Below are 25007 nucleotides of genomic sequence, written 5' to 3' on the forward strand. Positions count from 1 at the left end.
AGGACCGGGACCGGTCACTTGAGACCGGCGGTGGCGAAGCCCTGCACGAAGTAGCGCTGGCCGATGAGGAAGAGAACGACCATGGGCAGGGTGGCGAGCGTGGTGCCCGCCATCAGGAAGTGCCACTGGGGGCCGTTCTCCGTCTTGAAGACGGAGAGCCCCACCTGGATGACCCGCAGACTGTCCGTCCGGGTCACCAGCAGCGGCCACAGGAAGTTGTTCCAGGACGATTCGAAGGTCAGCAGCGCCACCGTGATGAGCGCGGGCTTGACCTGCGGCGTCATGATCCGGGCGTAGATACGGAACTCGCCCAGACCGTCCAGCCGGGCCGCCTCCTCCAGCTCCACCGGAAGATCCAGATAGAACTGCCGGAAGAGGAAGACGGCGAACGGGGTGACCGCACCGGGCACGATGAGCGCCCACCAGGTGTCGAGCCAGCCGCTGCCGCCCTGACCGAACAGGTCGTTCCCGCCGGCCAGCGGCATGAAGCGGACGATCAGGAACTCGGGCAGCACCTTGGTGTACGTGGGGATCATCAGGGCCGCGATGAAGAGGTAGAAGATGACCTCGCTGCCCCGGAATCTGATCCGGGCCAGTGCGTACCCTGCCATCGAGGCGATCAGCAGATTGAGCACGGTGTGGCTGAACGCGATGATGAAGCTGTTGCGGGCGTACGTGGCGAAGGGTGCGGCCGTCAGCGCCTCGCTGTAGTTGCTGAAGTCCCAGTGTTCCGGCAGCAGTCCGGCGTCCTGCGATGCGATCTCCACCGGTGTCTTGAGGGATGTCAGCACCATCCAGACGAACGGCACCACCATCAGCAGGGAGATGACGGACAGCGTCACATAGAGCGCGATCCGGCCGACGGAGAGGGGCTTCCGCTGCGCCACGGGGCGGGATGTGTGCCCGACCTCGGGCTTGTGCAGCTCAGTTGTGGCCACGGGTGCCTCCCATGATCCGCCGGTTTACCAGGGTGAAGCCCATCAGCAGGACGAACAGCACCAGGGACTGGGCGCTGGCGTAGCCGACGCGGAACTCCCGGAAGGCGGACTTGTAGATCTCGTACGTCATCATCGTGGTGCTGTTGGCCGGCCCACCCTCGGTGAGGATGTAGATCTGGTCGAACGCCTGGAACGCGGTGATCATCGAGGTGATGAGCACGAAGAACGTCGCGGGCTTCAGCAGCGGCAGCGTGATCGAGAAGAACTGCCGGGCCTTGGACGCGCCGTCCACCGACGCCGCTTCGTACAGCTCCCTCGGCAGGGACTGGAGCGCGGCCAGGTAGATGAGCATCTTCATGCCGATGCCCTGCCAGACTCCGACCAGGATCACCGAGGGCAACGCCCAGGTGGTCGACGAGAGCCAGGCCGGACCGTCGATCCCGAGAGACGAGAGCAGGGCGTTGAGCAGCCCGTTGTTCGGGTTGTAGATCCACAGCCAGACCAGGGCGATCGCCACCGTGGCGGTGACCTGCGGCAGGAAGATCGCGGTACGGAAGATGCCGCGCGCCTTGAGGCCCGTGTGCAGGGCGAGCGCCAGCAGCAGCCCCAGCATCATGCCGAACGGCACGGTGAAGAAGGTGTAGATGACGGTGTTGACGATGGACTTGCGGAACACCGCGTCGTCCAGCATCTCCTTGAAGTTGTCCAGCCCCACGAACTGCGGCGGCGTCAGCACGTCGTACTTCGTGAAGGCCAGGACGACCGAGGCGACGACCGGCAGACCGATCCAGAGGGTGGCGTGCAGCAGGGCGGGCGCCACCATCAGCATGCCGGCCCGTTGCCTGCGACGCCCCGGACCTGTCGGGGTCCTGCCGGTCCGCCGCTTGGCGGGCCGGGTGTTGTCAGGCAGGGAAGGCGTCCGCGCGGGCCGTGCCTTCAGTACGGATACAGCTCCCACAGTGGCGCCTCACATCCGGCCGATGGCGGCCTCGGCGAGACGGCCGAGTTCCGCGATGGCGTCCTTCGCGGACTGACCGCCCACGATCGCGGGCTCCAGCGTCGGCTTGATCTTCTCGCGGATCTCCATCCAGGCCGGGGTGCCGCCCTCGGAGCAGGCGGCGCCCATGTTCTGGAGGGAGAGATCGACGAACTTGTTCTCCTTCACGTAGCCGGATTCGTTGAGGTCCTTGAGCCCCGGTACCGAGCCGCGCTGCTTCGCGGCGCCCAGGATCGACTCCGGGGTAGCGAGGTACTCGACCAGGGCACGGGCCGCCGCGGGGTGCTTGGAGCTCGCCGACTGGGTGACGAGCGTGCCGCCCTGGAGCATCGCCGGCTTGCGGTTGGCCAGCACGAACGCGCCGAGTGTGTCGTCCTTCAGCAGTTCCGGGTTCTGTTCGCGGACCTGCTCCCACAGGGCGCTGGTCGTCATCATCATCGACGCCCTGCCCGTCTGGACGTTCGTCGGTGCGCCGGGATCCGTCTTCTTGGCGTACTCGGCGGAGCCGTCCTTGATCAGGTCCTTGAAGAACTCCAGAGCCTCGACTCCCCGGCTGTCGGTGAACAGCACCTTCTTGCCGTCGGCGCTGAACAGCTGACCGCCGTTGGCGAACAGGAGGGTCTCCCAGCACTGGCGCAGGTCGATGGAGAACGGGTCGAAGCCGATCCGGCCGTCCTTCGTCAGCTGCTTCGCCACGGCCCGCAGTTCGGCCCAGTTGGCGGGGGTCTTCTTGATCCCCGCCTCGGCGAAGTGGTCCTTGCGGTAGACGACGATGCGGGTGTCGAGGACCACCGGCAGCGCGTACAGCTTGCCGTCGTAGCGCGACGGTTCCAGCACCCGCTTCTCGTAGTCGTGCGCGGTGGCGAACTTCTCGGGCAGCGGGGCGATCGCCTTCTTGGCTGCGAACGGCGGGATCCAGCCGACCCCCATCATCATCACGTCGGGCAGCAGGCCGCCGGCCATCCCCGTGGTGATCTTCTCGTTGAGGTGCGCGTACGTGGTGTAGTCCACGTTCACCTTGACGTCCGGATACTTCTTCCGGAAGCCGCCGAGGATCTCCTTCTCCAACAGCGTCTTGCCGTTGGCGTTCTCGTAGATCGGGGTGAGCAGGGTGATCTCGCCCTCGGCGGGACCATCGGCGGAGCCTGCGGCCGTGGAGCCGGTACCGCAGCCGGAGAGTGCGGCCGCGGCCGTACCGGCGCCGATGGCAGCGAGCAGCGACCGTCGTTTGAGTTCCATTGGGCACCCCTTTTGAGGTGGAGGCAGTGGATCGATCCAGCGATGGCATCCCGGCCATGGCTGGGAAGCGCTGGTAAATCGATGCACTGAGACTAGGAACGCCCCGAGAGGTGCGTCAACAGCTGATGCACAACAATTTTCCGGGAAGTTAACGGGTGTACCGGTGAAGGGGGTTCAGTAAATCGGTACACTAGTGTGGCTGAACACATTCCGAACCGGAGGTGGCATGAGCGGGGTAACGATCCATCAGGTCGCGGAGGCTGCGGGTGTCTCCGCCAGCACCGTGTCGAACGTCCTCAACGGGCGTACGGACCGTATGCAGGCGGCGACCCTGGCCCGCGTGGAGCAGGTGATCGAGCAGCTCAGCTACCGGCCCAACCGTGCGGCCCGCATGCTGCGCACCGGCCGGATCAAGGTCATCGGCCTGATCGTGCCGTCCGTCGCCAACCCCTTCTGGGGTGCGCTCGCCCGGGAGCTGGAGGCCATCGCGCTCGCCGAGGGGTACCACGTACTGCTCTGCAACAGCGAGCGCGATCCGGCCCGTGAGCTCAAGTACGGCGAGGAACTACTGGCCGACGGGGTGAGCGGTGTGGTGCTCTGCTCTTCGCTGCCCTCCCTCGACCATGTGGCACCGCTGCTCAGCCGCGGCCTGAAGATGGTGGCCTTCGACCGCACCGCCCAGGCGGGCGACCCGCCGTCGCTCGCCTCCATCAGCGTCGACAACGCGATGGGGGCCGAGCTCGCCACCCGTCACCTGCTCGAACTGGGCCACCGCCGACTGGCGTTCGTCTCCGGCTCGGTCAACAGCGTCAACCGCCGCGAGCGACTGCGCGGCTTCCGGGCCGCCCTGGAGTCGGCGGGCCTGGACCCGGCCGACGCGATCGTGTGGCCCGGCGCCGAAACCACCGAGTTCGGCGACAAGGACGCGGCCGAGCTGGGACGCAAGGCCGCCCGTGAACTGCTGTGCGGCCCGCGTCCGCCCACCGCGTTCGTCGCCATCAACGACATGTGCGCCATCGGGATCTGCCGGGGCGCCAAGGACGCGGGCCGCAACGCCGGGCAGGACGTCTCTGTGGTCGGCTTCGACGACATCCTGCTCGCCGACCTGTTCGAACCGCCGTTGACCACGGTCCGTCAGCCGCTGCCGGAGATGGCAGCTGAGACGTTCCAGCAGTTGCGTTCCCGCATCGACTCGGCGCCGGTCGCCGGGCGCTCGCTCCTGATCAGGCCACGGCTGGTGGTCCGGGAGTCGACGGCGCCCGCCCCCGCGGAGGTGGCGGCGCCGGACGAGGCCTTTGCGCGCCGGTGAACCACCGGCGCGTCGACGCGTGCGGTGCCGGTCCGTGCGCGGACGACGCGAGGGCCCCGTCCCGGAGACGGGGCCCTCGCGCCGAGGACCGACGGGATGCCCGGGGGCGCCGTCGCGCCCCGCGCCCGCGTGTGTTTCGAAGAAGTGAACCCGCCTTCTGGTGCGTCGTAGGCAGGTGACCTGCATGTATGAGACGTCACTCCTGGCGTGTCGTGATGACGGATGGGACGCATGGGTACATTCGCCTCCGAGGGCTACGAAAGGATTCCGAATGTTGTGTGGAGGCGGTCGAGTTGAATGCCGTCGCCATCGCAGAGCCATTTTCGGAGATGTCTCGCCTGAGCTGGCATTTCTGTGCACGCGTCGGTGAACCGGAAGCCATTTGAATCGAAACTGGCGAGGCGGGAGCTCGAAATATTTCGACTCCAAAAGAATCTTGAACCTGGGCCCGGAGATATCCGTGTCCTCGCGTGACACGATCGGTCTCCCCGCAGCCGGCCGACGTTCCGGCTGCTCCGGCCGGAGGGACCCATGTCGACACGATGGAGTCTGACGATCGACTGCGCGCACCCCGCGCAGCTGGCGGAGTTCTGGGCGCTTGCCCTGGGTTACGCGCAGAAGCCGCCACCGAAGGGCTTCGGCAGCTGGGAGGAGTGGTTCGCGCACTACGACGTCCCGGAGGAGGAATGGGACGACGGTGCGTACCTGTCGGACCCGGACGGCGAGGGGCCCGCCCTGTCCTTCATGAAGGTGCCCGAGTCGAAGGCGGGGAAGAACCGACTGCACGTGGATGTGCAGGCCGGCGGCGGGCGCGAAGTTCCCTGGGAGGTGCGGTGGCCGCGCGTACTGGAGGCAAAGGCGAGGCTGACTTCCGCTGGGGCGAGGGTTGTTGATCTGTACGAGGCCCAGGGCAGACCTGATCACTACATGATGGCGGACCCGGAGGGCAACGAGTTCTGCCTGCTCTGAGGACCGGCACCCCCTCCCGGTCTAGGGCGTGTCGTCAAACTGCCGCCGTGCGACGCCGAGCACGCACTCTCGCCGCTCGGGCCCCGGACCCCGGTACGTCCACTACAGGTGCCTGGGGCCGGCACGCCGAGAGCACGCACCTGACGCCGCACGGCCGCCCTTCGGGCGACGACGGCAGTGTGACGACAGACCTAGGACTGCTCGGTGAGCTCCGGGGCGGCCTCGCGCGTGCCGATGCTGACCAGCCCTGTCTCATAGGCGACGATGACCGCCTGGACGCGGTCACGGAGACCGAGCTTGGCGAGGATGCGGGCCACATGAGTCTTGACCGTCGTCTCGGCCAGATGAAGGCGGGCGGCGAGTTCGGCGTTGCTCAGTCCTCGGGCCAGCAGACCGAAGACCTCCAGCTCGCGCGGGGTCAGCGAGGCGAGGTCGCGGTGAAGGGCGGCGGTCTCGCTGCCGCGCTGCGCGAACCGCTGCACGAGGCGACGGGTGATGGCCGGAGCCAGCAGCGCGTCTCCGGTACGGACTGTGCGGACGGCCGCCGTCAGGTACTCGGGGGTGACGTCCTTGAGGAGGAAGCCGCTGGCCCCGGCGGACAGCGCCGCGTAGACGTACCGGTCCAGGTCGAAAGTGGTCAGGATGATGACGCGGGGTTCGCCTGGGGCGTCGTCGAGGATGCGCCGGGTGGCCTCCAGGCCGTCCATCTCGGGCATCCGGATATCCATCAGGACCACGTCGGGACAGGTGCGGCGGACCGCTTCGACCGCCTCGGCTCCGTTGGTGGCCTCGGCGACGACGTCGATGCCGGCGGCGCCGAGGATCAGCCGGAATCCGGTGCGGACCAGGGTCTGGTCGTCGGCGACGAGCACACGCAGCGGCTCGGTCATGGGGTCTCCAAGGGGATCATTGCCTCCACACGGTAGCCGTCGGTCAGGCGTCGGCCGCTGTGCAGGGTTCCGTCGTAGACGGCGAGGCGCTCGCGCAGGCCGATCAGCCCCCGGCCGTTCCCGGTGCCCGCTTCCGCGCCCGGGCGTCCACCGGTGTCGGTGACTTCCACCCTGAGCCGGTCCGGGCCGTACTCGACGGTCACGGCGGCGGTCGAGCCGGAGGCGTGCTTCACCGTGTTGGTCAGGGCCTCCTGGACCACGCGGAAGGCGGCGAGTTCGACGCCGGGCGGCAGCCGACGGCGCGGGCCGGTCAGGGTCAGGCCGACCGGCAGCCCGGTGTCCCGGACCCGTCCGACCAGCTTTTCCAGCTGATCCAGCCCGGGTTGCGGGACCAGTTCCGCACCTTCGTCCGCGCCTTCCTCCTCGCCGTCCGTGGTGAGCAGCCCCATGACGTGGCGCAGCTCGGTCATGGCCGCCCGCCCACCCGCCTCGACGGCGAGCAGCGCCTCGCCGGCCTCCTCCGGGGCGGTGGCCATGATCGTGCGGGCGGCGCCCGCCTGGATGATCATCACGCTGACGTTGTGCGTGACGACGTCGTGCAGTTCGCGCGCGATCCTGGCCCGCTCGTGCTCGACGGCCCTGCGCAGCGCCTCGGCCTGTTCCCGTTCCAGATCGGAGAGCCGGGTGCGGCCCTCGTCGGTCCGGAGTTTCCACGTACGCAGACCAACGGCGGCCACGGCCATCGGCACCAGGATCAGCAGGGCGATGTACTCGTTGGGGACGATCGGCGTCACCGAGTTCCCCGCGGTGCCGACCAGGAGGACCGACACCGGCAGCGCCGCCAGGGTCGCCACCCGGGACGGGCTGTACACGGCGGCGCTGTAGACGGCGATGACGAACGCGTAGAAGGTCAGCCGCAGAACGCTCTGCGGTGTCGCCAGTGTCGCGGCCGTCACGACGCACAGCACGGCGAGCGGGTAGCGGCGGCGCAGTGCCAGGGCCCCCGAGGCGATGGCCGCGAGGGTCACCATGAAAGCCAGGCCGCCGGGGCCGTTGGGGCGCGACACGACGTGCTCCACGCCGGGTGCGATCTCACGCACCACGACGTTCTTGGAGTTGTCGATGCCGTAGTAGACGGTGGTGACGGCGAGTGCCAGTGCCACCAGGACGTCGAACTGCCAGGCGCGCCGGGTGAGCCGCAGCGGGGGACCGGACGCAGGCCCGGCGTCGCGGAGCGATCGGCGGGCGGCTTCCCGCAGCCGCTTCAGCGTCGTACGTACGTCCATCACCGGTTCATTGTCGCTGCCGCGCGGAGTCACGGAATCCGCCACGGTGCCCATTCCCGTCGCGCCGGATACATCACCTGTCTACATCGCAGGGATGACGTCTCCGGGAGTCCTCCCCGCTCGGTACCACAAGGGGTTCGGGTGGCCGACGCGTGCGGGCCGCGCCCGCTCCTAGCGTTCACGCAGCCAACTGTCCGTACCCAAGGAGTCTCCTCATGACCACACCGGTGATCGAACTGCGCGGCGTGAGCCGCCGATACGACGACGGCCCGCCCGCTCTGCACGAGGTGTCGCTGACCGTGCAGCGCGGCGAGGCCGTCGCGATCCTCGGCCCCTCCGGCAGTGGCAAGTCCACACTGCTCAACCTGATCGCGGGCCTGGACCGGCCCGATACGGGGACCGTCACCGTGGACGGGGTGCGGGTGGACCAACTGGGCGAGGCCGGGTCGGCGCTCTACCGGAGATCGAGGATCGGCATGGTCTTCCAGTTCTTCAACCTGCTCGACGACCTGACCGTCACCGACAACGTCCTCCTGCCCGCGCGGCTTTCGGGCGTGGCACGCGGCGAGGCCGGCCGCAGGGCCGCGGAACTCCTGGAAACCCTCGGGATCGACCGGCACGCCCGTTCCTACCCGGGACGGCTGTCCGGCGGCGAGCGGCAGCGCGTCGCGGTGGCCCGTGCGTTGATGAACCGGCCGGCGCTGCTCCTGGCCGACGAGCCGACGGGGGCCCTGGACACAGCGGCCGGGCAGGACGTCAGCAGCCTGCTCACCGACCTCAACGCCGACGGACAGACCATCGTGGTGGTCACCCACGACCTGGCCCTGGCCCGGTCGTGCACGGACCGAACGGTCCGGATCGCCGACGGCCGGATCACCGAAGACGTCCGGTCTCGGGCCGTCACTCCGCAGGCGGTCGCCTCGGACACCGTCGCCCAGGAGACCGTTCGATGAGGGCGCTCGGCACAGTGGTGCGCTCGGGGGTGGGGCGACGCCGGGTGCAGACGCTGGTGATCGGGCTCGCCGCCATGATGGCGGTGGCCGCCTCCGTCCTCGCCGGATCCCTGCTCGTGGTCTCCGGCGCGCCCTTCGACGACGCCTTCGCGAAGCAGCACGGCGCGCATCTGTCCGTGCAGTTCGACGCGGACGAGGTGAGAGCCGGGGACCTGGCGAGGTCCAAGGGCGCCGAAGGGGTGCGCAACGCTGCGGGGCCGTTCCGTACGGCGACGGTCGTCCCGGAATCGGACAGCTCCGGGCCCGGTTGGCCGATGACCGTGGCCGGCCGGGGCGATCCGGGCCACGACGTGGACAAGGTGGCACTGCTCGAAGGCCGTTGGCCCACGCGCCTCGGCGAGACCGTGCTGTCCGCGGACTCCTCGCTCTTCCCGGCCTTGGGGATGAAGCTCCGCTTCCCCGCCCTGTCCGGCGGTCCGGCGCTGACGGTGGTCGGTGTGGCCCGCTCGGTCACGCGGACCGCTGACGCCTGGGTGGTTCCGTCCCAGATGGCGGCGCTCACCGCGCCCGGCAACGGCGGCTACCAGATGCTTTACCGCTTCACCGACGCGGCCACCGCGGCACAGATCACCGCCGGCGGCAAGGCGGTGACGCGATCCCTGCGGGCGGCAACGGCCGTCGGTGAGCAGTCGTGGCTCACGGTCAGGAAGACCGCCGAGCGCGATACCGCCCTGTACGTCCCCTTCCTCACCGCGTTCGGCGCGCTGGGCCTGATCATGTCGGTGCTCATCGTCGGCAACGTCGTCGCGTCGGCCGTCGGTACGGGTACGCGCCGTATCGGCATCCTCAAGGCTGTCGGCTTCACCCCGGCCCAGGTCGTGCGGGCCTACGTCGGCCAGGCGCTCACCCCGGCCGCCGTCGGCACGGCCCTCGGTGTCCTCGCCGGTCATCTGCTCGCCGTCCCGGTCCTGGCCGAGGCCGAGGAGGCCTACGGCTCCTCGGCCCTGACCGTCGCCCCCTGGGTCGACCTGACGGTGATCGCCGGGGTGCTGGGCCTGGTGGCGGCGACCGCGTGGGCGAGTGCCTGGCGGGCCGGCCGGCTGCGTACGGTCGACGCGCTTGCCGTCGGGCGTACCGCTTCGGCGGGCCGTGGCCGGTGGGCGGTCCGGTTCGCCGGCCGGCTGCCGTTGCCGCAGTCCGTCGCGCTGGGCCTGGTCCGGCCCTTCGCGCGGCCCGCCCGCGCGCTGGCCATGGGCGCCGCCATCCTCTTCGGCGTGGTCGCCGTCACGTTCACCGTGGGGATGGGCGCCTCGCTCGGCGAGGTGATGAAGGCCAAGGCCCACGACGTGGCCGATGTCGTCGTGCCCGCGCCGCTGCCGGACTTCGGGCCCCAGGGCCCCGGAGGCCGCGGCCAGGAGAAGCGGCCCGAGGCCGATCCCGCCGCGGTCGCCACGGCCATCGAGGGCGCGGCCGGAACCGGGAAGTACTACAGCGCGGCGACGGTCCGGGCGACGCTGTCCGGCCTGACGGGCACCGTCGACGTGATCGCCTTCTCCGCGGACGCCTCCTGGGGCGGTTACACGATGGTTTCGGGCCGCTGGATCGACAAGCCCGGTGAGGCAGTGGTCCCGACGCCCTTCCTGACGGCCACCGGCACCCGCATCGGCGACACCGTCACTCTGAACGGCCTGGCCGAGCCGGTCGCGGTCCGGATCGTCGGTGAGGTCCTGGACCCCCGGAACGACGGCATGCAGGTCTTCACCGATGCCTCGACCCTCACGGCCGCACATCCCGACCTGACGGAATCCAGCCACCACATCGCGGTCACGTCAGGCTCCGACGTCTCCGACTACGTCAACGCGCTGAACGAGGACCTGGCACCGCTGGGGGCCACCGCTCGGGCCGGCGGGCTCCGTTCCGGCGGCGACATGGCCGTCACACTCGACGCGCTGTCCGCGATGCTCACGCTGATGCTGGTCGCCGTCGCTGCGCTCGGCGTACTCAACGGCGTGCTGCTCGACACCCGCGAGCGCGTCCGGGAGATCGGCATCCACAAGGCCCTCGGCATGACCCCGAGGCAGACCGTCGCCATGGTTCTCACCTCGGTCGTCGTGACCGGCCTGGTCGCGGGTGCGCTGGGTGCACCGCTCGGCGTCGCGCTGCACGGCTGGGTCATGCCCGCCATGGGCGACAGCGTGGGGCTCCGGCTCCCCGGTTCCGCCGTCGCCGTCTACCACGTGGCCCAACTGCTCCCGCTCGCATTCGGAGGCCTGCTCATCGCCGCCCTGGGCGCGCTCCTGCCGGCCGGCTGGGCCGCCGGGTCCCGGACGGCCACAGCGCTGCGCACCGAATAGGGGGCATGCCTGCGGACCCCGCGTGAGGGCGGCCGGCCCCGATGGCCCGGCCACCCCCATGGGGTGATGGTCAGTCCGCCGAAGCGGCCCAGCCGTTCGCCTCGATGCGCCGGGCGTCACCCGGCCGGCCCTCGTCGAAGACCGTTCGTCCGCCGTCCTCGACCCTGATGGCGTCCACGTACACCCCGCGGCCGACGTACAGCTGATCCGTGGTGTACCGCCAGCGCAGCCGCAACTCCTCACCGCGCCACTGCGCGAGGTCCGCCTCCAGCCGGTGCCAGACCCGGCCCGACCAGCCGGACACGGAGCCCGCCGGATGCGGTTCGGGCTGCTGCTGCCCCTTCGGCGAGGCCGGACCGGTGGTGAAGGGGACCGGTTGCCAGGTCGTTCCGCCGTCCGCCGACCCCTCCAGGAAGAGGAAGTCGGAGTTGGGCTCGGTGTCCCACCACAACGCGCAGCTCAGCCGGGCCCGCGCGGAGGCGAGCGGGAGCGGCGGGAGCGCCAGGGTGGCCGACGAGGCGCTTGCCAGGCCGGAGAACCACGCCGTACGGCCCCGGGCCGGGCGGACCGCGACGGCCCGGGCCATCTGGTTGGCGGTGGCGACGCGTGGCGCGCTGCCGGAGCGCCAACTACGCACCGGGTGGACCGAGTTGCCCAGCACGATCAGGAACGAGTCCGTGGTCGGGTCGAGGACGAGGCTGGTGCCCGTGAATCCGGTGTGGCCCGCCGTGCGCGGAGTGGCCATCGCGCCCATGTACCAGTGCTGGTAGAGCTCGAAGCCGAGGCCGTGCTCGTCGCCGGGGAACGCGGTGTTGAAGTCCGTGAACAGCAGGTCCACCGATGCGGCCGAGAGGATCCTCGCGCGGCCGTAGACCCCGCCGTTGAGCAGGGTGCGGGCGAGGATCGCCAGGTCCCAGGCGCAGGAGAAGACTCCGGCGTGGCCCGCGACACCGTCCAGGCTGTACGCGTTCTCGTCGTGCACCTCGCCCCAGACCAGTCCGCGCTCCAGCCCGGACCAGGGGAGCCGGGCGTCCTCGGTCGCCGCGATCTTCGGCTTCCAGGAGGCCGGTGGGTTGTAGCGAGTGCGGTGCATCCCGAGCGGAGCGGTGATCCGTTCGCGGAGCAGTACATCCTCGGTCAGACCGGTGATCTTCTCCAGCACCAGCTGGAGAGAGATCAGATTCAGGTCGGAGTAGAGGTAGGCCGTGCCGGGCGGGCTCGCCGGTACCTCGTTCCAGATCAGCTCCAGCTTCCCCTCGCGGGTGGGCGCCTTGTAGAGCGGAATCCAGGCCCGGAAACCCGAGGTGTGCGTGAGCAGCTGACGGATCGTGATGTCCTGCTTGCCGCCGCCGGCGAAGTCGGGGAGGTACGAGGCGACGGTCGCCTCCAGTTCCAGCGAGCCGCGCTCGATCTGCTGCACGGCCAGGATCGATGTGAACAGCTTCGACACCGACGCCAGGTCGAAGACCGTGTCCTCGGCCATGGGGATCTGCTGGTCCGCCGGGAACTCCACGCCGGTGTCGGTCTTCTCGTCGTACGCCGCATAGCGCACCGCCTTGCCGATCGGCCGGTGCAGCGCCACCGTCCCGCCTCGCCCCGCGAGCAGCACGGCGCCCGCGTACCAAGGGTGTTTGGGCACGTCGGCGAGGTATCTCTCCGCCTCGGTGACGAGCCGGTCGAGCGGCTCCTGCAACAGCCCCGCACGGGAGGCCGATCCTCGCCGCAGCGTCGGCCTGTCCCGGCCGGCGGGGCTCCCCTCGGCGGTCCCTGTTCCCATGTCCGACGACCCCGCCCCCGACTCCGTGGCAGACGCCGCCGCCGCGAACGGGATGGGCGCCAGGGCGAGTGCTCCGCCCAGGGCCAGCATCCCACCGCCCAGCCTCCGCCGGCTGATGCCCCGGCCCGCCGTGTCCTCGGTCATCCGGAACCCCTTCCCATGTGTGAAAGTAACTTTCGAAATCTCTTCCGGGATTGAAACTTCCTGCCGAAGCAGAGAGTACTGTCACCCTCCGCCGTCCCGTAGGCCCCCGGAGTCACAAAGAATCTGACACTGCATCAGAAAATCTCTTCCCTCGGTTGTCGGACTGCGGCATCCTGCCGCCCATGGAGACGGAGCTGAGTCAAAAACTGGGGATCGAGCACGCCATCTTCGGCTTCACGCCGTTCCCGGCGGTGGCCGCGGCCATCACCCGGGCCGGTGGATTCGGCGTACTCGGCGCGGTCCGCTACACCGCCCCCGATGACCTCGCACGCGACCTCGACTGGATGCAGGAACACACCGACGGCAAGCCCTACGGCCTCGACGTCGTCATGCCCGCGAAGAAGGTGGAGGGCGTGAGCGAGGCCGATGTGGAGGCGATGATCCCGCCAGGCCACCGGCAGTTCGTCCAGGAGACCCTCGCCAAACACGGCGTCCCCGAACTCGCCGAGGGCGAGGCCTCGGGCTGGCGCATCACGGGCTGGATGGAGGAAGTCGCCCGCAACCAGCTCGACGTGGCGTTCGACTACCCCATCAAGCTCCTCGCCAACGCGCTGGGCTCACCGCCTGCCGATGTCGTCGCCCGCGCCCACGACCAGGACGTCCTCGTCGCCGCGCTCGCCGGCAGCGCCCGGCATGCCCGCCACCACGCGGACGCGGGCATCGACGTCGTCGTCGCCCAGGGATACGAAGCAGGGGGCCACACCGGGGAGATCGCGTCCATGGTCCTGGTCCCGGACGTGGTCGACGCCGTGGGGCCGCTCCCGGTCCTCGCGGCCGGAGGCATCGGCAGCGGTGAGCAGATCGCCGCGGGACTTGCGCTGGGCGCCCAGGGCGTCTGGCTGGGCTCCCTCTGGCTCACCACCGAGGAGGCCGACATGCACTCCCGGGCGCTGACCGCCAAACTTCTTGCCGCGGGCTCCGGCGACACGGTCCGCTCGCGCGCCCTCACCGGCAAACCCGCGCGCCAGCTCCGTACCGAATGGACCGACGCCTGGGACGACCCGTCGGGGCCCGGCACGCTGCCCATGCCGCTGCAGGGGCTGCTGGTGGCCGAGGCCGTCTCCCGTATCCAGAAGTACGAGACGGGCGCACTGCTCGGCACGCCCGTCGGCCAGATCGTCGGCCGGATGAACACCGAACGCAGCGTGCAGGCCGTCTTCGACGACCTGACCAGCGGCTTCGAACGAGCCATCGACCGGATCAACCGCATCGCCGGACGGAGCGCCTCATGAGCCAGCCGCCCAACGGCTTCTGGGCCCAGGCCGCCGCCGACCCCGACCGCATGGTCCTGATCGCACCCCACGGCGAGGAGTGGACGGCGGGACGGCTGCACGCCGAGGCCAACCGCATGGTCCACGGGCTGCGCGCCGCAGGCCTCGAAGAGGGCGACGCGTTCGCGGTCGTCCTGCCCAACGGCGTCGAGTTCCTCACCGCCTATCTCGCCGCCTCGCAGGCCGGGTTCTACCTCGTCCCGGTCAACCACCACTTCGTCGGGCCGGAGATCGCCTGGATCGTCTCCGACTCCGGCGCCAAGGTGCTGATCGCCCACGAACGCTTCACCGAGGCCGCGACCGCCGCAGCCGACGAGGCGAAACTGCCCGCGAGCCACCGTTACGGAGTCGGCGCGGTCGACGGCTTCCGCCCGTACGCCGAACTGCTGGAGAACCGGCCGGTGTCGCCCCCCGAGGGGCGCACGCTCGGCTGGGTCATGAACTACACCTCCGGCACCACAGGCCGCCCGCGCGGCATCCGCCGTCCGCTGCCCGGAAAGCTCCCCGAGGAGAGCTACCTCGGCGGCTTCCTCGGCATCTTCGGCATCAAGCCGTTCGACGGCAACGTCCACCTGGTCTGCTCGCCCCTCTACCACACCGCCGTGCTGCAGTTCGCGGGAGCGGCCCTGCACATCGGCCACCCCCTCGTCCTCATGGACAAGTGGTCGCCCGAGGAGATGCTGCGGGCGATGGACACCCACCGCTGCACCCACACCCACATGGTCCCCACCCAGTTCCACCGCCTGCTCGCCCTCCCCGACGAGGTGAAACAGGCGTACGACGTCTCGGCGATGCGCCACGCCATCCACGGCGCGGCCCCCTGCCCGGACCACGTCAAACGGGCCATGATCGACTGGTGGGGCGGCTGCGTCGAGGAGTACTACGCGGCCAGCGAGGGAGGCGGCGCCTTCGCCACCGCCGACGACTGGCTGAAGAAGCCGGGTACCGTCGGCCGGGCCTGGCCGATCAGCGAACTCGCGGTCTTCGACGACGACGGGAACCGGCTCGGCCCGGGCGAGCTCGGCACCGTCTACATGAAGATGCGGACCGGCGGCTTCAGTTACCACAAGGACGAGAGCAAGACGAGGAAGAACCGCATCGGCGACTTCTTCACCGTCGGCGACCTCGGCGTCCTGGACGAGGACGGCTACCTCTTCCTCCGCGACCGCACGATCGACATGATCATCTCCGGCGGGGTGAACATCTACCCGGCCGAGATCGAGAGCGCCCTGCTCAGCCACCCCGCGGTCGCCGACGCCGCCGTCTTCGGCATCCCGCACGCCGACTGGGGCGAGGAGGTCAGAGCCGTCATCGAGGCCGCCGAGGGGCACGAGGCGGGTGAGGAACTCGCCGCCGAGATCCTCGGACACTGCGAGTCGCTGCTCGCCGGGTACAAACGACCCAAGACGCTCGGCTTCATCGCGACGATGCCCCGCGATCCCAACGGCAAGCTGTACAAACGGCGGCTGCGCGAACCGTACTGGGAGGGTCACGCCTGACCCCTCGGCACGCCTGACCCCTCGGCACGCCTGACCCCTCGGCACGCCTGACCCCTCGGCACGCCTGACCCGCTCGGCGGGCCCGGCCCGCCGAGCGGGCCCCGGCCGGTTCTGGCAGCGTATGGCCCATGAACACGAGCGCGACGATCCGGTCACTGGCGACCCGGTGGACCGTGGTCGTGCCGCTGGTCGCCGCGCTCGCGCTGGTGTTCAGCTGGGGGCGTGAGCTCCCGCCGTTCGCCGTCGGAGTGGTCGCGCTCTGCCTCGCCGGCGCCGTCCTGGCCGCCGTGCACCACGCGGAGGTGATCGCCCACCGCGTCGGTGAGCCGTTCGGTTCACTCGTCCTGGCCGTCGCCGTGACCGTCATCGAGGTGGCGCTCATCGTCACCCTCATGGTGGACGGCGGACCCAAGACGTCCGCCCTCGCGCGGGACACCGTCTTCGCGGCCGTGATGATCACCTGCAACGGCATCGTCGGCATCTCGCTGCTGGTGGGGGCCGTCCGGACCCGTGTGGTCGTCTTCAACGCGGAGGGCTCGGGCGCCGCCCTCGCCACCGTGGCGACCCTGGCCACGCTCAGCCTGGTGCTGCCCACGTTCACCATCGGCAAGGAGGGCCCCGAGTTCTCCTCCGCCCAGCTCACCTTCGCCGCTGTCGCCTCCCTGTTCCTGTACGGCCTGTTCGTCGCCGTACAGACCGTCAGACACCGTGAGTACTTCCTCCCGCTCACCCAGGACGGACACCTCAAACAGGACGAGCACCGGGCGGCGCTGCCGGGCAGGGGGGCCACCGCGCTGAGCCTGACCATGCTGCTGGTGGCACTGGTCGCCGTCGTCGGCGACGCGAAGGCCGTCTCACCGGCCATCGAGTCCGGGGTGGAGGCCGCCGGCATGCCGCAGGCCGTCGTCGGCGTCGTCATCGCGCTGCTGGTGCTCCTCCCGGAGACCCTGGCCGCCGTACGGGCGGCACGCCGCGAACGCATCCAGACCAGTCTCAACCTGGCGCTCGGCTCGGCGATGGCCAGCATCGGCCTGACGATCCCGGCCATCGCACTCGCCTCGATCTGGCTGTCCGGACCGCTCCACCTCGGGCTGAGCGCCACCCATATGGTGCTGCTCGCGCTGACCGTGGTGGTCGGCGCGCTGACCGTCGTACCGGGGCGTGCCACCCTGCTCCAGGGCGGTGTGCACCTGTCGATCTTCGCCGCGTTCGTCTTCCTCGCGATCAGCCCCTGACCCGGTGTACGTGTACGGTCAGGGGCTGATCGCGAGCCGTCAGGCCTCAGCGGTGCTCGCGCACCCGCACCACCCGCAGAGCGGGCGAACGCGCGATGTCCTTCTCGCAGAACCGCGACGTCACCCAGCGCTCACCCGAGTACAGCTCGGTCTGATCGCTGTAGTGCGGCGACGCCGGGTTCGACGACTGCGCGTACGTGAGCAGGGTGCGCGCCACGGGGCAGGGGCCGCCGTCCCAGCCGACCGCCTGGATGTAGCTGGACCCGGTCGAGATGTCCGTGTACCCGCCGGCCGCCGCGTCCCACACGCCCTCGGTCTTGTTCCAGATGCCCAGGGATTCCGTACCGCCGCCGATCGGGATACGCCGCTCGCCCCGCAGTACGGACTGGTGCTCGCCCAGCGGTGCGTCCAGGGCGATCCCCGCACCCCTCAGCTCGGTTACGGCGTCGGCGAGGGCCGTGAGGACGCCGGGAGTCGCGGTGTCGAGCGTGTTCGGCGTGCCGACGGGGTCGGCGGGGGAGAACGGCACCTTCCACAGGTCGGCCGCCGGCACGACCACCGCGCGGCGCCAGAACCGGTCGAAGAGCAGTGCGCCCCGGCTCCCCGTGTCGACCTTCCGGTCCCAGTCGCGCAGCACCGGGCAGGCCGCCGAGACATCGACCGGCGTGCCCGCGCTCCCGGGAGTCGTGCCACCGGGCAGCGCCGCGCAGGCGCCTGCCAGGCCGGACGCGGCCAGGTCGCCGGCCGGCGACCGGTTCGCGAACTGCTGTCGCTGCAGATCGGCGACAGTCAGCCCGCCGTCCTCCGCCATCGCGGAGACGTCCTCGACGGCGCCCCGGGTGCGCATGGAGCGCGGTGTGCCGACCGTCCCGAAGACACGCTCGTACCCGGTCAGCGGGGCGTCGGCGTTCGTCAGCCAGGCGCTGTCGTTTGAGTTCTCGACGTACGGCGCGTTCTCCACGGTGGGCATCCGGCCCGGGCCGAAGATCCCGGGCTGTACGGCGTCCGGGTCCGACCCCGGTGCGCAGTCGCTCCGCGAGCCGTCCAGTACGGCGAGTCCCGACGCCGGGTACGTCGCCCTGCCCAGTGGCGTCGAGCAGCGCTGTGCGAGCTCGTCCGTGATCCTCGGCAGCACCTGCGACTGCGAGAAGAACGTGTGCCCGGAGGAGTCGGCCGCGATCGTGTTGACCCACGGCAGCCCCTGCGTACGGCGCAGTGCCTCCTTGATCCCGGCCGTGCTGCGGGCCTTGCTGAACCCGAGCGCGGTGTCTCCCGAGCGCAGGTTCACCGCGTTCGGGTCGCCCAGCGCGTACGCGGTCGTCTGCGTCCAGGGCAGTGGCAGACCCGCACCGAGCGAGGTGACGACGGGCCCGTAGCGGGTCCACCACTGGGTGCGCGTCACCTCCCGGCCGCCCTCGACCGCGACGGAGACAGTGCGCTTCGTCATTCGCTGCGGCTTCCCGTCCACCAGGTACGCGGTCGGATCGGCCGGATCGAGGCTCAGCTGATGCAGGTTGAGGGTGACACCCGTGGCCACCGTGTGGCTCCACGCGACGTGCGCGTTGTGGCCGATCGACATGGTCGCCGAGCCGAGCAGCGAACCGCCCGCCACGTTCAGCTCACCGGGAATCGTCTGCTGGGACTGCCAGAACCGCCGCCCGCCCTGCCACGGGTAGTGCGGGTTGCCGAGCAGTAGTCCGCGCCCGCCCGCTGTCGTACTGCCGCGGAACGCCACCGCGTTGGACCCCATGTCCGCGTTCTGCGTCGACAGCAGCCGCGCCGCCGCGTCCGCCGCGTCGTCGGGTGAGGGGGACGGGGGAGTGGGCGGCTGCGCGGGGGCGGGCGGCTGCGCAGCCGTGATGCCGTCGATGCCGCGGCCCTGGCCGCCGAGCACGGAGAGTGCGAAGGCCCGCTCCGCCACGTCGAGCGTGGTCACCGGGCGCACCCAGCGGGCGCCCCGGCAGGCGGAGTCGGTGATCCGGTTCTGTGCCAGCCAGGCGTTGTAACCGGCCGCCCAGCCGCGCTGCAGTTCCTTCGTCGCACGGCTCGGTCCGGCAGGGGCGGGCACCTTCAGCAGCTTTTCCACGGTGCGGCTGTCGCGTACCCCGCGGAAGTACAGGTCGCTGGACAGGTTCTTCGCCGCCGACGACAGCGAGCCGTCCGGCGCCGCGTCCTGGCCGAAGTACCGGGACCGCTCCCCGCGCAGCGTGACGAAGCCGTCGGCGAGCGTGCACACCTGGTCGGCGGCCTGCGCCCAGCCGTTGCCGAAGCCCAGATTCGCGTAGTCCTTCGCCACGATGTGCGGAATGCCGTACTCGGTGTAGCGGATCACGGCGGAGAGGCCGCCCCCCGACGGGTGATGGGGACGGGTGCTGTGCGCCGAGGCCGGCGGCAGTGACGCCGACACGGTGAACAGCGCCAGACCGGATATGGCGAGAATCCTCAGACGGTTCCGGAGGGGCAAAGGTCCTCCCAACTCAGCGGGTGCGAAAGACGGTTACTCAGGAGTTCGAGATGTCAGGGGAAACTCAGCCAGCACTCCTGTACGTCTGTCAACATCCCGGTCGGAATCCGGACCCTTGACCCCGGGGCCCGAGCCGCACAGGATCACGCCATGACCGGTGTACGCAGCAGCACAGTCGACGGCGTCGTGACCCGCAGCGCACGGCGCACCCCCGAACGCACCGCCCTGCGGTACGCCGACCGGGCCTGGACCTACCGCGGCCTCGACGAGGCGGTCGGCACCGCGGCCGCCGTCCTCATGGACGGCCACGGGCTGCGCCCCGGGGACCGGGTCGCCTCCTACGCGCACAACTCCGACGCGTACCTGATCGCATACCTCGCCTGCGCCCGGGCCGGCCTCGTCCATGTGCCGGTCAACCAGAACCTCACCGGCGAGGACCTCGCGTACATCCTGAGCCAGTCCGGCAGCTCCCTGGTCCTCACCGACCCGGACCTCGCCGGCCGCGTCCCGGAGGGGTATGCCGTACGGCCGCTGCGCGACGCCCCCGGCTCGCTCCTGGCCGAACTCGGCACCCCGCGCCCCTTCACGTCCGCGCACGAACCGGCCGCGGACGACCTCGTCCAGCTGCTGTACACCTCCGGCACCACCGCCCTGCCCAAGGGCGCGATGATGACGCACGGCGCCCTCGTCCACGAGTACGTCAGCGCCGTCACCGCCCTCGATCTGCGCGCCGCCGACCGGCCCGTGCACGCGTTGCCGCTCTACCACTCCGCGCAGATGCACGTGTTCCTGCTGCCCTACCTCGCGGTCGGCGCCGAGAACACGATTCTCGACGCCCCGGACGCGGCCCGGATCTTCGACCTCGTCGAGTCGGGACAGGCCGACAGCCTCTTCGCCCCGCCCACCGTCTGGATCGGCCTCGCCAACCATCCGGACTTCGCGGCCCGCGACCTCGGCGGCCTGCGCAAGGCGTACTACGGCGCGTCGATCATGCCCGTCCCGGTGCTGGAACGCCTCCGCGAGCGTCTCCCGCATCTCGCCTTCTACAACTGCTTCGGCCAGAGCGAGATCGGCCCCCTCGCCACCGTCCTGGGGCCGGACGAGCACGAGGGCCGGATGGACTCCTGCGGCCGGCCCGTCCTCTTCGTCGAGGCCAAGGTCGTCGACGAGAACGGCGAGGACGTTCCCGACGGCACCGCGGGCGAGGTGGTCTACCGCTCGCCCCAGCTGTGCAGCGGCTACTGGGACAAGCCGCAGGAGAGCGCCGAGGCGTTCCGCGACGGCTGGTTCCACTCCGGCGACCTCGCCGTCCGTGACGCGGAGGGCTACTTCACCGTCGTCGACCGGGTCAAGGACGTCATCAACTCCGGTGGCGTGCTCGTCGCCTCCCGTCAGGTCGAGGACGCGCTCTACACCCACCCGGCCGTCGCCGAGGCGGCCGTCGTCGGACTGCCTGACGAGCGCTGGATCGAAGCCGTCACCGCCGTCGTCGTCCTGCGCGGGGAGGCGACCGAGGCCGAACTGATCGACCACGCCCGTGAGAAGCTCGCCCACTTCAAGGCCCCGAAGAGGGTCGTGTTCGTGGGCGGACTCCCGCGCAACGCCAGCGGAAAGATCCTCAAGCGGGAGCTCCGCGACCGCTTCGCCTGAGAGGCGGCGGGTCCCTACGGGCGGACGCGGGCGACCCCGACATGGAAGCTGTCGGTGGCGTCCCTGCTCTCTGGAACAGCCGCCCCCGGGTTCCACCGGGGAGCCGTGACCAGGCCCGGATCGACCAGGTCGAGCCCGTCGAAGAACCGGGCGACCTCCGGCCTCGTCCGGGGCCGCAAAGTGATCCCGCTCGCCCGGTACTCGTCGGTCCTGTCCTGTTCACCGGAGAGGAAGTCCTTGGTGAAGTGCGAAAGCACCAGACAGCTTCCCGGGGCCAGGGCGTCCAGGAGGGTGCGGGTGATGCCGTAGGGGTCGTCCTCGTCGGGTACGAAGTGCATGAGGGCGATGAGGGACAGTGCGACGGGCCGGCCGAAGTCCAGCACGGCACCCGCGTGTTCGAGTATCTTCGCCGGCTCGCGTACGTCCTCTTCGAGGTAGTCCGTGGCCCCCTCCGGTGTGCTGACGAGCAGCGCCTCGGCATGCCGCAGGACGATGGGGTCGTTGTCCGTGTAGACGACCCGGGCCGCGGGGTTGATCTCCTGCACCACCTGATGAAGGTTGGGCCGGGTCGGAATGCCCGTCCCGACGTCGAGGAACTGGTCGATGCCCGAACGCGCGGCCCAGCCGGCTGCCCGGTGCATGAACGCCCGGTTCTGTGCGACGGCCTCCTTCGCCTCGGGCGGCATCTGCTCGCTGAGAGCCTGATCGACGGGGTAGTGGTCCTTGCCGCCCAGGAGATAGTCGTAGACACGCGCGGGGTGGGGCCTGCCGGTGTCGATCCGGGCCTCGGCCGGTCCTGTCGTCATGGCGGGCTCCAAGTTCTTCGGTACGGGAGAACAGCGGGAACGGGACGGTGCAGGCCGGACACGTCTCCGTGCAGGTCATGCCCCCCGACGCATCCTGCCACAGCAACCACGCGGGCCCCAGGGGGTGTTGGCGCGCCCGCCGGCGGCTCGGGGAGGTCAACTGCCGGGACGTTCCCGCTCGTCCACGATCCTCCTGAACTTGCCGACGGACCTCTCCAACGTCTCCGGATCGAGGATCTCGACCCGGACCGAGACGCCGACCCCGTCCTTGACGGCCACCGCGACCGACACGGTGGCCGCCGCCCGCTGCTCCGGTGTCGCCCCGGCCCGGGCCTCCGCCCGCACCGTCAGCACGTCGAGGCGCCCCTCGCGGGTCAGCCGCAGCTGGAAGTGGGGCGACACACCGGGGGTGCGGAGCACGATCTCCTCGATCTGCGTCGGGAAGAGGTTCACCCCGCGCAGGATCACGAGATCGTCGCTGCGCCCGGTGACCTTCTCCATCCGCCGGAAGACCCGGGCCGTGCCGGGCAGCAGCCGGGTGAGGTCACGGGTCCGGTAGCGGATGACCGGCATGGCCTCCTTGGTGAGTGAGGTGAACACCAGCTCACCCTCGGCCCCTTCGGGCAGCACCTCGCCGGTGAACGGGTCGACCACCTCGGGATAGAAGTGGTCCTCCCAGATGTGCAGTCCGTCCTTCGTCTCCACGCACTCCTGCGCCACACCCGGGCCCATCACCTCGGACAGCCCGTAGATGTCGACCGCGTCGATCGCGAACCGTTCCTCGATCTCGCGGCGCATCTCCTGCGTCCACGGCTCGGCCCCGAAGATCCCCACCTTCAGTGACGTCGCCCGCGGGTCCACGCCCTGCCGCTCGAACTCGTCCAGGAGCGTCAGCATGTAGGACGGCGTCACCATGATGACCTCGGGCCGGAAGTCCTGGATCAGCCGCACCTGCCGGGCCGTCATGCCGCCGGAAGCCGGAATGACCGTGCAGCCGAGCCGCTCCGCGCCGTAGTGCGCGCCGAGGCCTCCGGTGAACAGACCGTATCCGTACGCGACATGGACCTTCTGCCCGGGACGCCCGCCGGCTGCCCTGATCGAGCGGGCGACCACGTCCGCCCAGGTGTCCAGATCCCTCTCGGTGTAGCCGACGACCGTGGGCCGGCCGGTCGTCCCGCTGGAGGCGTGGATGCGTCGCACCCGCTCCTCGGGGACCGCGAACATCCCGAACGGATAGTTGTCGCGCAGATCGGCCTTGGTGGTGAACGGGAACCGGGCCAGGTCGGCCAGCGAGCGGCAGTCGTCCGGACGAAGCCCCGCCCGGTCGAACGCCTGCCGGTAGTGGCCGACGTTGTCGTACGCATGACGCAGGGTGGCCCGCAACCGCTCCAACTGCAGTGCCGCGAGCTCCTCGCGGCCCATCCGTTCCGCCACGTCCAGCAGAGCCGTCATGCGGATCTCCCTCGTTCCGTGCACCGTGCAGACGACCGATCATTCGGTCGTTCCTCCGGGAGCAGTAATTCAGGATCTTCCCCGGTGTGGCAAGAGGCGCGACGCATCCGATGCGTTCCCCGGATACGCCCGTACCGAACACTGCTGCATCACCCGGTCGGCCCTGTTTGGATGGGTCCATGCCGACTTTCCACACGTACGACGGGACCGAGCTCGCCTATCACGTCACGGGGGAGGGCGCGCCGCTGATCTGCCTGCCGGGCGGCGCCATGCGGGCCGGCGCCTACCTCGGGGACCTCGGCGGACTCTCCGCCGTACGGCAGTTGATCATTCTGGATCTGCGGGGCACCGGGGGCTCCGACGTACCGGACGACATCTCCACCTACCGCTGCGACCGGCTCGTCGAGGACGTCGAGGCGCTGCGCCGGCACCTCGGGACCGACCGCGTCGACCTGCTCGCCCACTCGGCGGCCGGGGACCTCGCCTCGCTCTACGCGGCCCGCTACCCACACGCCCTGCGGAGCCTGATCCTCGTCGCGCCCACCACGCGGGCGGTCGGCTTGCCCTTCGTCGAGCGCGAGGCCCGGGAGGCCGCCGCCCTGCGCAGCGCGGAACCCTGGTACGCGCAGGCGCTCCCGGCTCTGGAGGAGATCTGGGCAGGGCGACTGACCGACGAACTGCGCGCCGCCTCAAGGCCGTTCCTGTACGGGCGCTGGGACGCCGACGCGCAGGCCCACGCCGCTGCCTCCGCGCAGCAGATCAACTCCGAAGCGGCGCGGGCCTACTACGGGCAGGGAGCGTTCGATCCCGCTGCGACGGTCACCGCCCTGCGGGCCCTCCCGGCCCCGGTGCTCGTCCTCGCAGGTGAGTACGACGGCGTGACCACGCCCGACCGTGCTGCCGAACTGGCCGCGCTCTACCCGGAATCGGAGTTCGCCGTGCAGCGCGACGCCGGCCACTTCCCCTGGCTCGACGACCCGGGCGCGTTCGTCCGTACCCTCGCCGCGTTCCTGGACCCGGACGTGCGCAGCGTCCAGGCCGGTGGCATCCGGCTCGCCTACCGGGCGTGGGGCGACCCGGCCGCGCCGCCCGTCGTCCTCGCCCACGGACGCTGCGGCGACAGCACCACCTGGGCCACCATCGCCGAGCGGCTCTCCGCCCGGCACCGGGTGTACGCGTTCGACTTCCGCGGCCATGGACTCAGCGACTGGCCCGGACGCTACTCCTTCGAGCTGTTCCGCGACGACCTGCACGCCTTCCTGGAGGCCCGCAACCTCTCCGGTGCCACGGTCGTCGGACACTCCATGGGCGGCGCCGCGGCGTATCTGCTCGCCGAGCGGCAGCCCGGACTCATCGGCCGCCTCGTCATCGAGGAGGCGCCGCCGCCCTTCCCTCTCGACCCGCCCCGCGCACCGGCCGAACGCCCGGCCGGAGAGCTGGACTTCGACTGGCCCGTCGTGCCCTCCACCGACGCCCAGCTCAACGACCCGGATCCGGAGAGCCGCGAACGCCTCGGCGAGATCACCGCCCCCACGCTCGTCATCGGCGGCGGGCCCAGGAGCCAGATCGCCCAGGAGGACCTCGCCTGGATGGCCCGCCAGATCCCCGGCGCGCGACACACCACCATCGACGCGGGCCATCTCGTGCACACCGAACGGCCGGAGGAATTCCTCGCGGCCCTCCGGTCGTTCGGCGTGGGCTGATCCCTGCTGGG

At 70.5% G+C, this 25007-nt stretch carries 18 protein-coding genes; 9 read left to right on the plus strand and 9 right to left on the minus strand.

The features are described from left to right. Nucleotides 1-14 precede the first annotated feature (14 nt). Genes ACIBJG_RS07730 through ACIBJG_RS07740 form a run of 3 tightly spaced genes read right to left on the minus strand, consistent with a single transcriptional unit; the run spans nucleotide 15 to nucleotide 3174 of the window. Nucleotides 15-938 (minus strand): carbohydrate ABC transporter permease, encoded by a 924-nt coding sequence (locus tag ACIBJG_RS07730; RefSeq protein WP_399305187.1) that lies wholly within the window; start codon nucleotides 936-938, stop codon nucleotides 15-17. Continuing rightward, a complete protein-coding gene (locus ACIBJG_RS07735; RefSeq protein WP_399305190.1) occupies nucleotides 925-1896 on the minus strand; it encodes a carbohydrate ABC transporter permease in 972 nt (323 codons plus the stop codon). Before ACIBJG_RS07735 ends, ACIBJG_RS07730 begins: the two co-directional genes overlap by 14 nt. Before the next feature lie 9 nt (nucleotides 1897-1905). Continuing rightward, nucleotides 1906-3174 (minus strand): ABC transporter substrate-binding protein, encoded by a 1269-nt coding sequence (locus ACIBJG_RS07740; protein WP_399305193.1) that lies wholly within the window; start codon nucleotides 3172-3174, stop codon nucleotides 1906-1908. 226 nt (nucleotides 3175-3400) lie between these two features. Between ACIBJG_RS07740 and ACIBJG_RS07745 the strand changes: the two genes are divergently transcribed. Both ACIBJG_RS07745 and ACIBJG_RS07750 read left to right on the plus strand, forming a co-directional pair. After that, nucleotides 3401-4483 (plus strand): LacI family DNA-binding transcriptional regulator, encoded by a 1083-nt coding sequence (locus tag ACIBJG_RS07745; protein ID WP_399305196.1) that lies wholly within the window; start codon nucleotides 3401-3403, stop codon nucleotides 4481-4483. A 531-nt stretch (nucleotides 4484-5014) separates the two neighbouring features. Continuing rightward, entirely contained in the window at nucleotides 5015-5452 is a 438-nt protein-coding gene (locus tag ACIBJG_RS07750) for a VOC family protein (protein WP_399305199.1), read from the plus strand. Nucleotides 5453-5643: 191 nt separating this feature from the next. Here ACIBJG_RS07750 and ACIBJG_RS07755 read toward each other — a convergent pair whose 3' ends face one another. Together ACIBJG_RS07755 and ACIBJG_RS07760 are read right to left on the minus strand one after the other, a co-directional pair. Continuing rightward, nucleotides 5644-6342: a response regulator gene (locus tag ACIBJG_RS07755; RefSeq protein ID WP_399305202.1), complete on the minus strand. Its 699-nt coding sequence runs from the start codon at nucleotides 6340-6342 to the stop codon at nucleotides 5644-5646. After that, nucleotides 6339-7628 (minus strand): sensor histidine kinase, encoded by a 1290-nt coding sequence (locus ACIBJG_RS07760; protein ID WP_399305408.1) that lies wholly within the window; start codon nucleotides 7626-7628, stop codon nucleotides 6339-6341. The genes ACIBJG_RS07755 and ACIBJG_RS07760 overlap by 4 nt, the downstream gene beginning before the upstream one ends. 215 nt (nucleotides 7629-7843) lie before the next feature. Between ACIBJG_RS07760 and ACIBJG_RS07765 the strand changes: the two genes are divergently transcribed. Both ACIBJG_RS07765 and ACIBJG_RS07770 read left to right on the plus strand, forming a co-directional pair. Beyond that, nucleotides 7844-8581, plus strand: a complete 738-nt coding sequence (locus ACIBJG_RS07765; RefSeq protein ID WP_399305205.1) for an ABC transporter ATP-binding protein — start codon at nucleotides 7844-7846, stop codon at nucleotides 8579-8581. Then, nucleotides 8578-10935 (plus strand): ABC transporter permease, encoded by a 2358-nt coding sequence (locus ACIBJG_RS07770; protein ID WP_399305208.1) that lies wholly within the window; start codon nucleotides 8578-8580, stop codon nucleotides 10933-10935. The genes ACIBJG_RS07765 and ACIBJG_RS07770 overlap by 4 nt, the downstream gene beginning before the upstream one ends. Before the next feature lie 70 nt (nucleotides 10936-11005). Here the strand turns inward: ACIBJG_RS07770 and ACIBJG_RS07775 are convergent, their stop codons facing one another. Next, nucleotides 11006-12856, minus strand: a complete 1851-nt coding sequence (locus ACIBJG_RS07775; RefSeq protein ID WP_399305211.1) for a serine hydrolase — start codon at nucleotides 12854-12856, stop codon at nucleotides 11006-11008. Between the two features lie 182 nt (nucleotides 12857-13038). Between ACIBJG_RS07775 and ACIBJG_RS07780 the strand changes: the two genes are divergently transcribed. The 3 genes from ACIBJG_RS07780 to ACIBJG_RS07790 all read left to right on the plus strand — a co-directional run bounded on the left by ACIBJG_RS07780 (nucleotide 13039) and on the right by ACIBJG_RS07790 (nucleotide 16921). Next, the gene (locus ACIBJG_RS07780) at nucleotides 13039-14148 is read left to right on the plus strand and encodes an NAD(P)H-dependent flavin oxidoreductase (protein ID WP_399305214.1); all 1110 of its coding nucleotides are present in this window, start codon (nucleotides 13039-13041) and stop codon (nucleotides 14146-14148) included. Next, complete coding sequence (locus tag ACIBJG_RS07785) at nucleotides 14145-15686, plus strand: acyl-CoA synthetase (RefSeq protein WP_399305216.1); 1542 nt, start codon at nucleotides 14145-14147, stop codon at nucleotides 15684-15686. The genes ACIBJG_RS07780 and ACIBJG_RS07785 overlap by 4 nt, the downstream gene beginning before the upstream one ends. Before the next feature lie 128 nt (nucleotides 15687-15814). Continuing rightward, entirely contained in the window at nucleotides 15815-16921 is a 1107-nt protein-coding gene (locus tag ACIBJG_RS07790; protein ID WP_399305219.1) for a calcium:proton antiporter, read from the plus strand. Nucleotides 16922-16967: 46 nt separating this feature from the next. Here ACIBJG_RS07790 and ACIBJG_RS07795 read toward each other — a convergent pair whose 3' ends face one another. Further along, nucleotides 16968-19385, minus strand: coding sequence for a penicillin acylase family protein (locus tag ACIBJG_RS07795; protein ID WP_399305221.1), 2418 nt, complete (start codon nucleotides 19383-19385; stop codon nucleotides 16968-16970). A 150-nt stretch (nucleotides 19386-19535) separates the two neighbouring features. Here ACIBJG_RS07795 and ACIBJG_RS07800 point away from each other — a divergent pair, with 150 nt between their 5' ends. Continuing rightward, the gene (locus ACIBJG_RS07800; RefSeq protein ID WP_399305223.1) at nucleotides 19536-21035 is read left to right on the plus strand and encodes an acyl-CoA synthetase; all 1500 of its coding nucleotides are present in this window, start codon (nucleotides 19536-19538) and stop codon (nucleotides 21033-21035) included. 14 nt (nucleotides 21036-21049) lie between these two features. Here ACIBJG_RS07800 and ACIBJG_RS07805 read toward each other — a convergent pair whose 3' ends face one another. Both ACIBJG_RS07805 and paaK read right to left on the minus strand, forming a co-directional pair. Next, nucleotides 21050-21841 (minus strand): SAM-dependent methyltransferase, encoded by a 792-nt coding sequence (locus ACIBJG_RS07805; RefSeq protein ID WP_399305225.1) that lies wholly within the window; start codon nucleotides 21839-21841, stop codon nucleotides 21050-21052. Between the two features lie 156 nt (nucleotides 21842-21997). Further along, on the minus strand, nucleotides 21998-23293 hold the full coding sequence (paaK, locus tag ACIBJG_RS07810; RefSeq protein ID WP_399305228.1) for a phenylacetate--CoA ligase PaaK: 1296 nt from the start codon (nucleotides 23291-23293) through the stop codon (nucleotides 21998-22000). Nucleotides 23294-23472: 179 nt separating this feature from the next. Between paaK and ACIBJG_RS07815 the strand changes: the two genes are divergently transcribed. Beyond that, complete coding sequence (locus ACIBJG_RS07815; RefSeq protein WP_399305231.1) at nucleotides 23473-24996, plus strand: alpha/beta fold hydrolase; 1524 nt, start codon at nucleotides 23473-23475, stop codon at nucleotides 24994-24996. The last annotated feature ends 11 nt before the right edge of the window (nucleotides 24997-25007 follow it).

Source organism: Streptomyces sp. NPDC050422, from assembly GCF_044458665.1.
Lineage (GTDB): Bacteria > Actinomycetota > Actinomycetes > Streptomycetales > Streptomycetaceae > Streptomyces.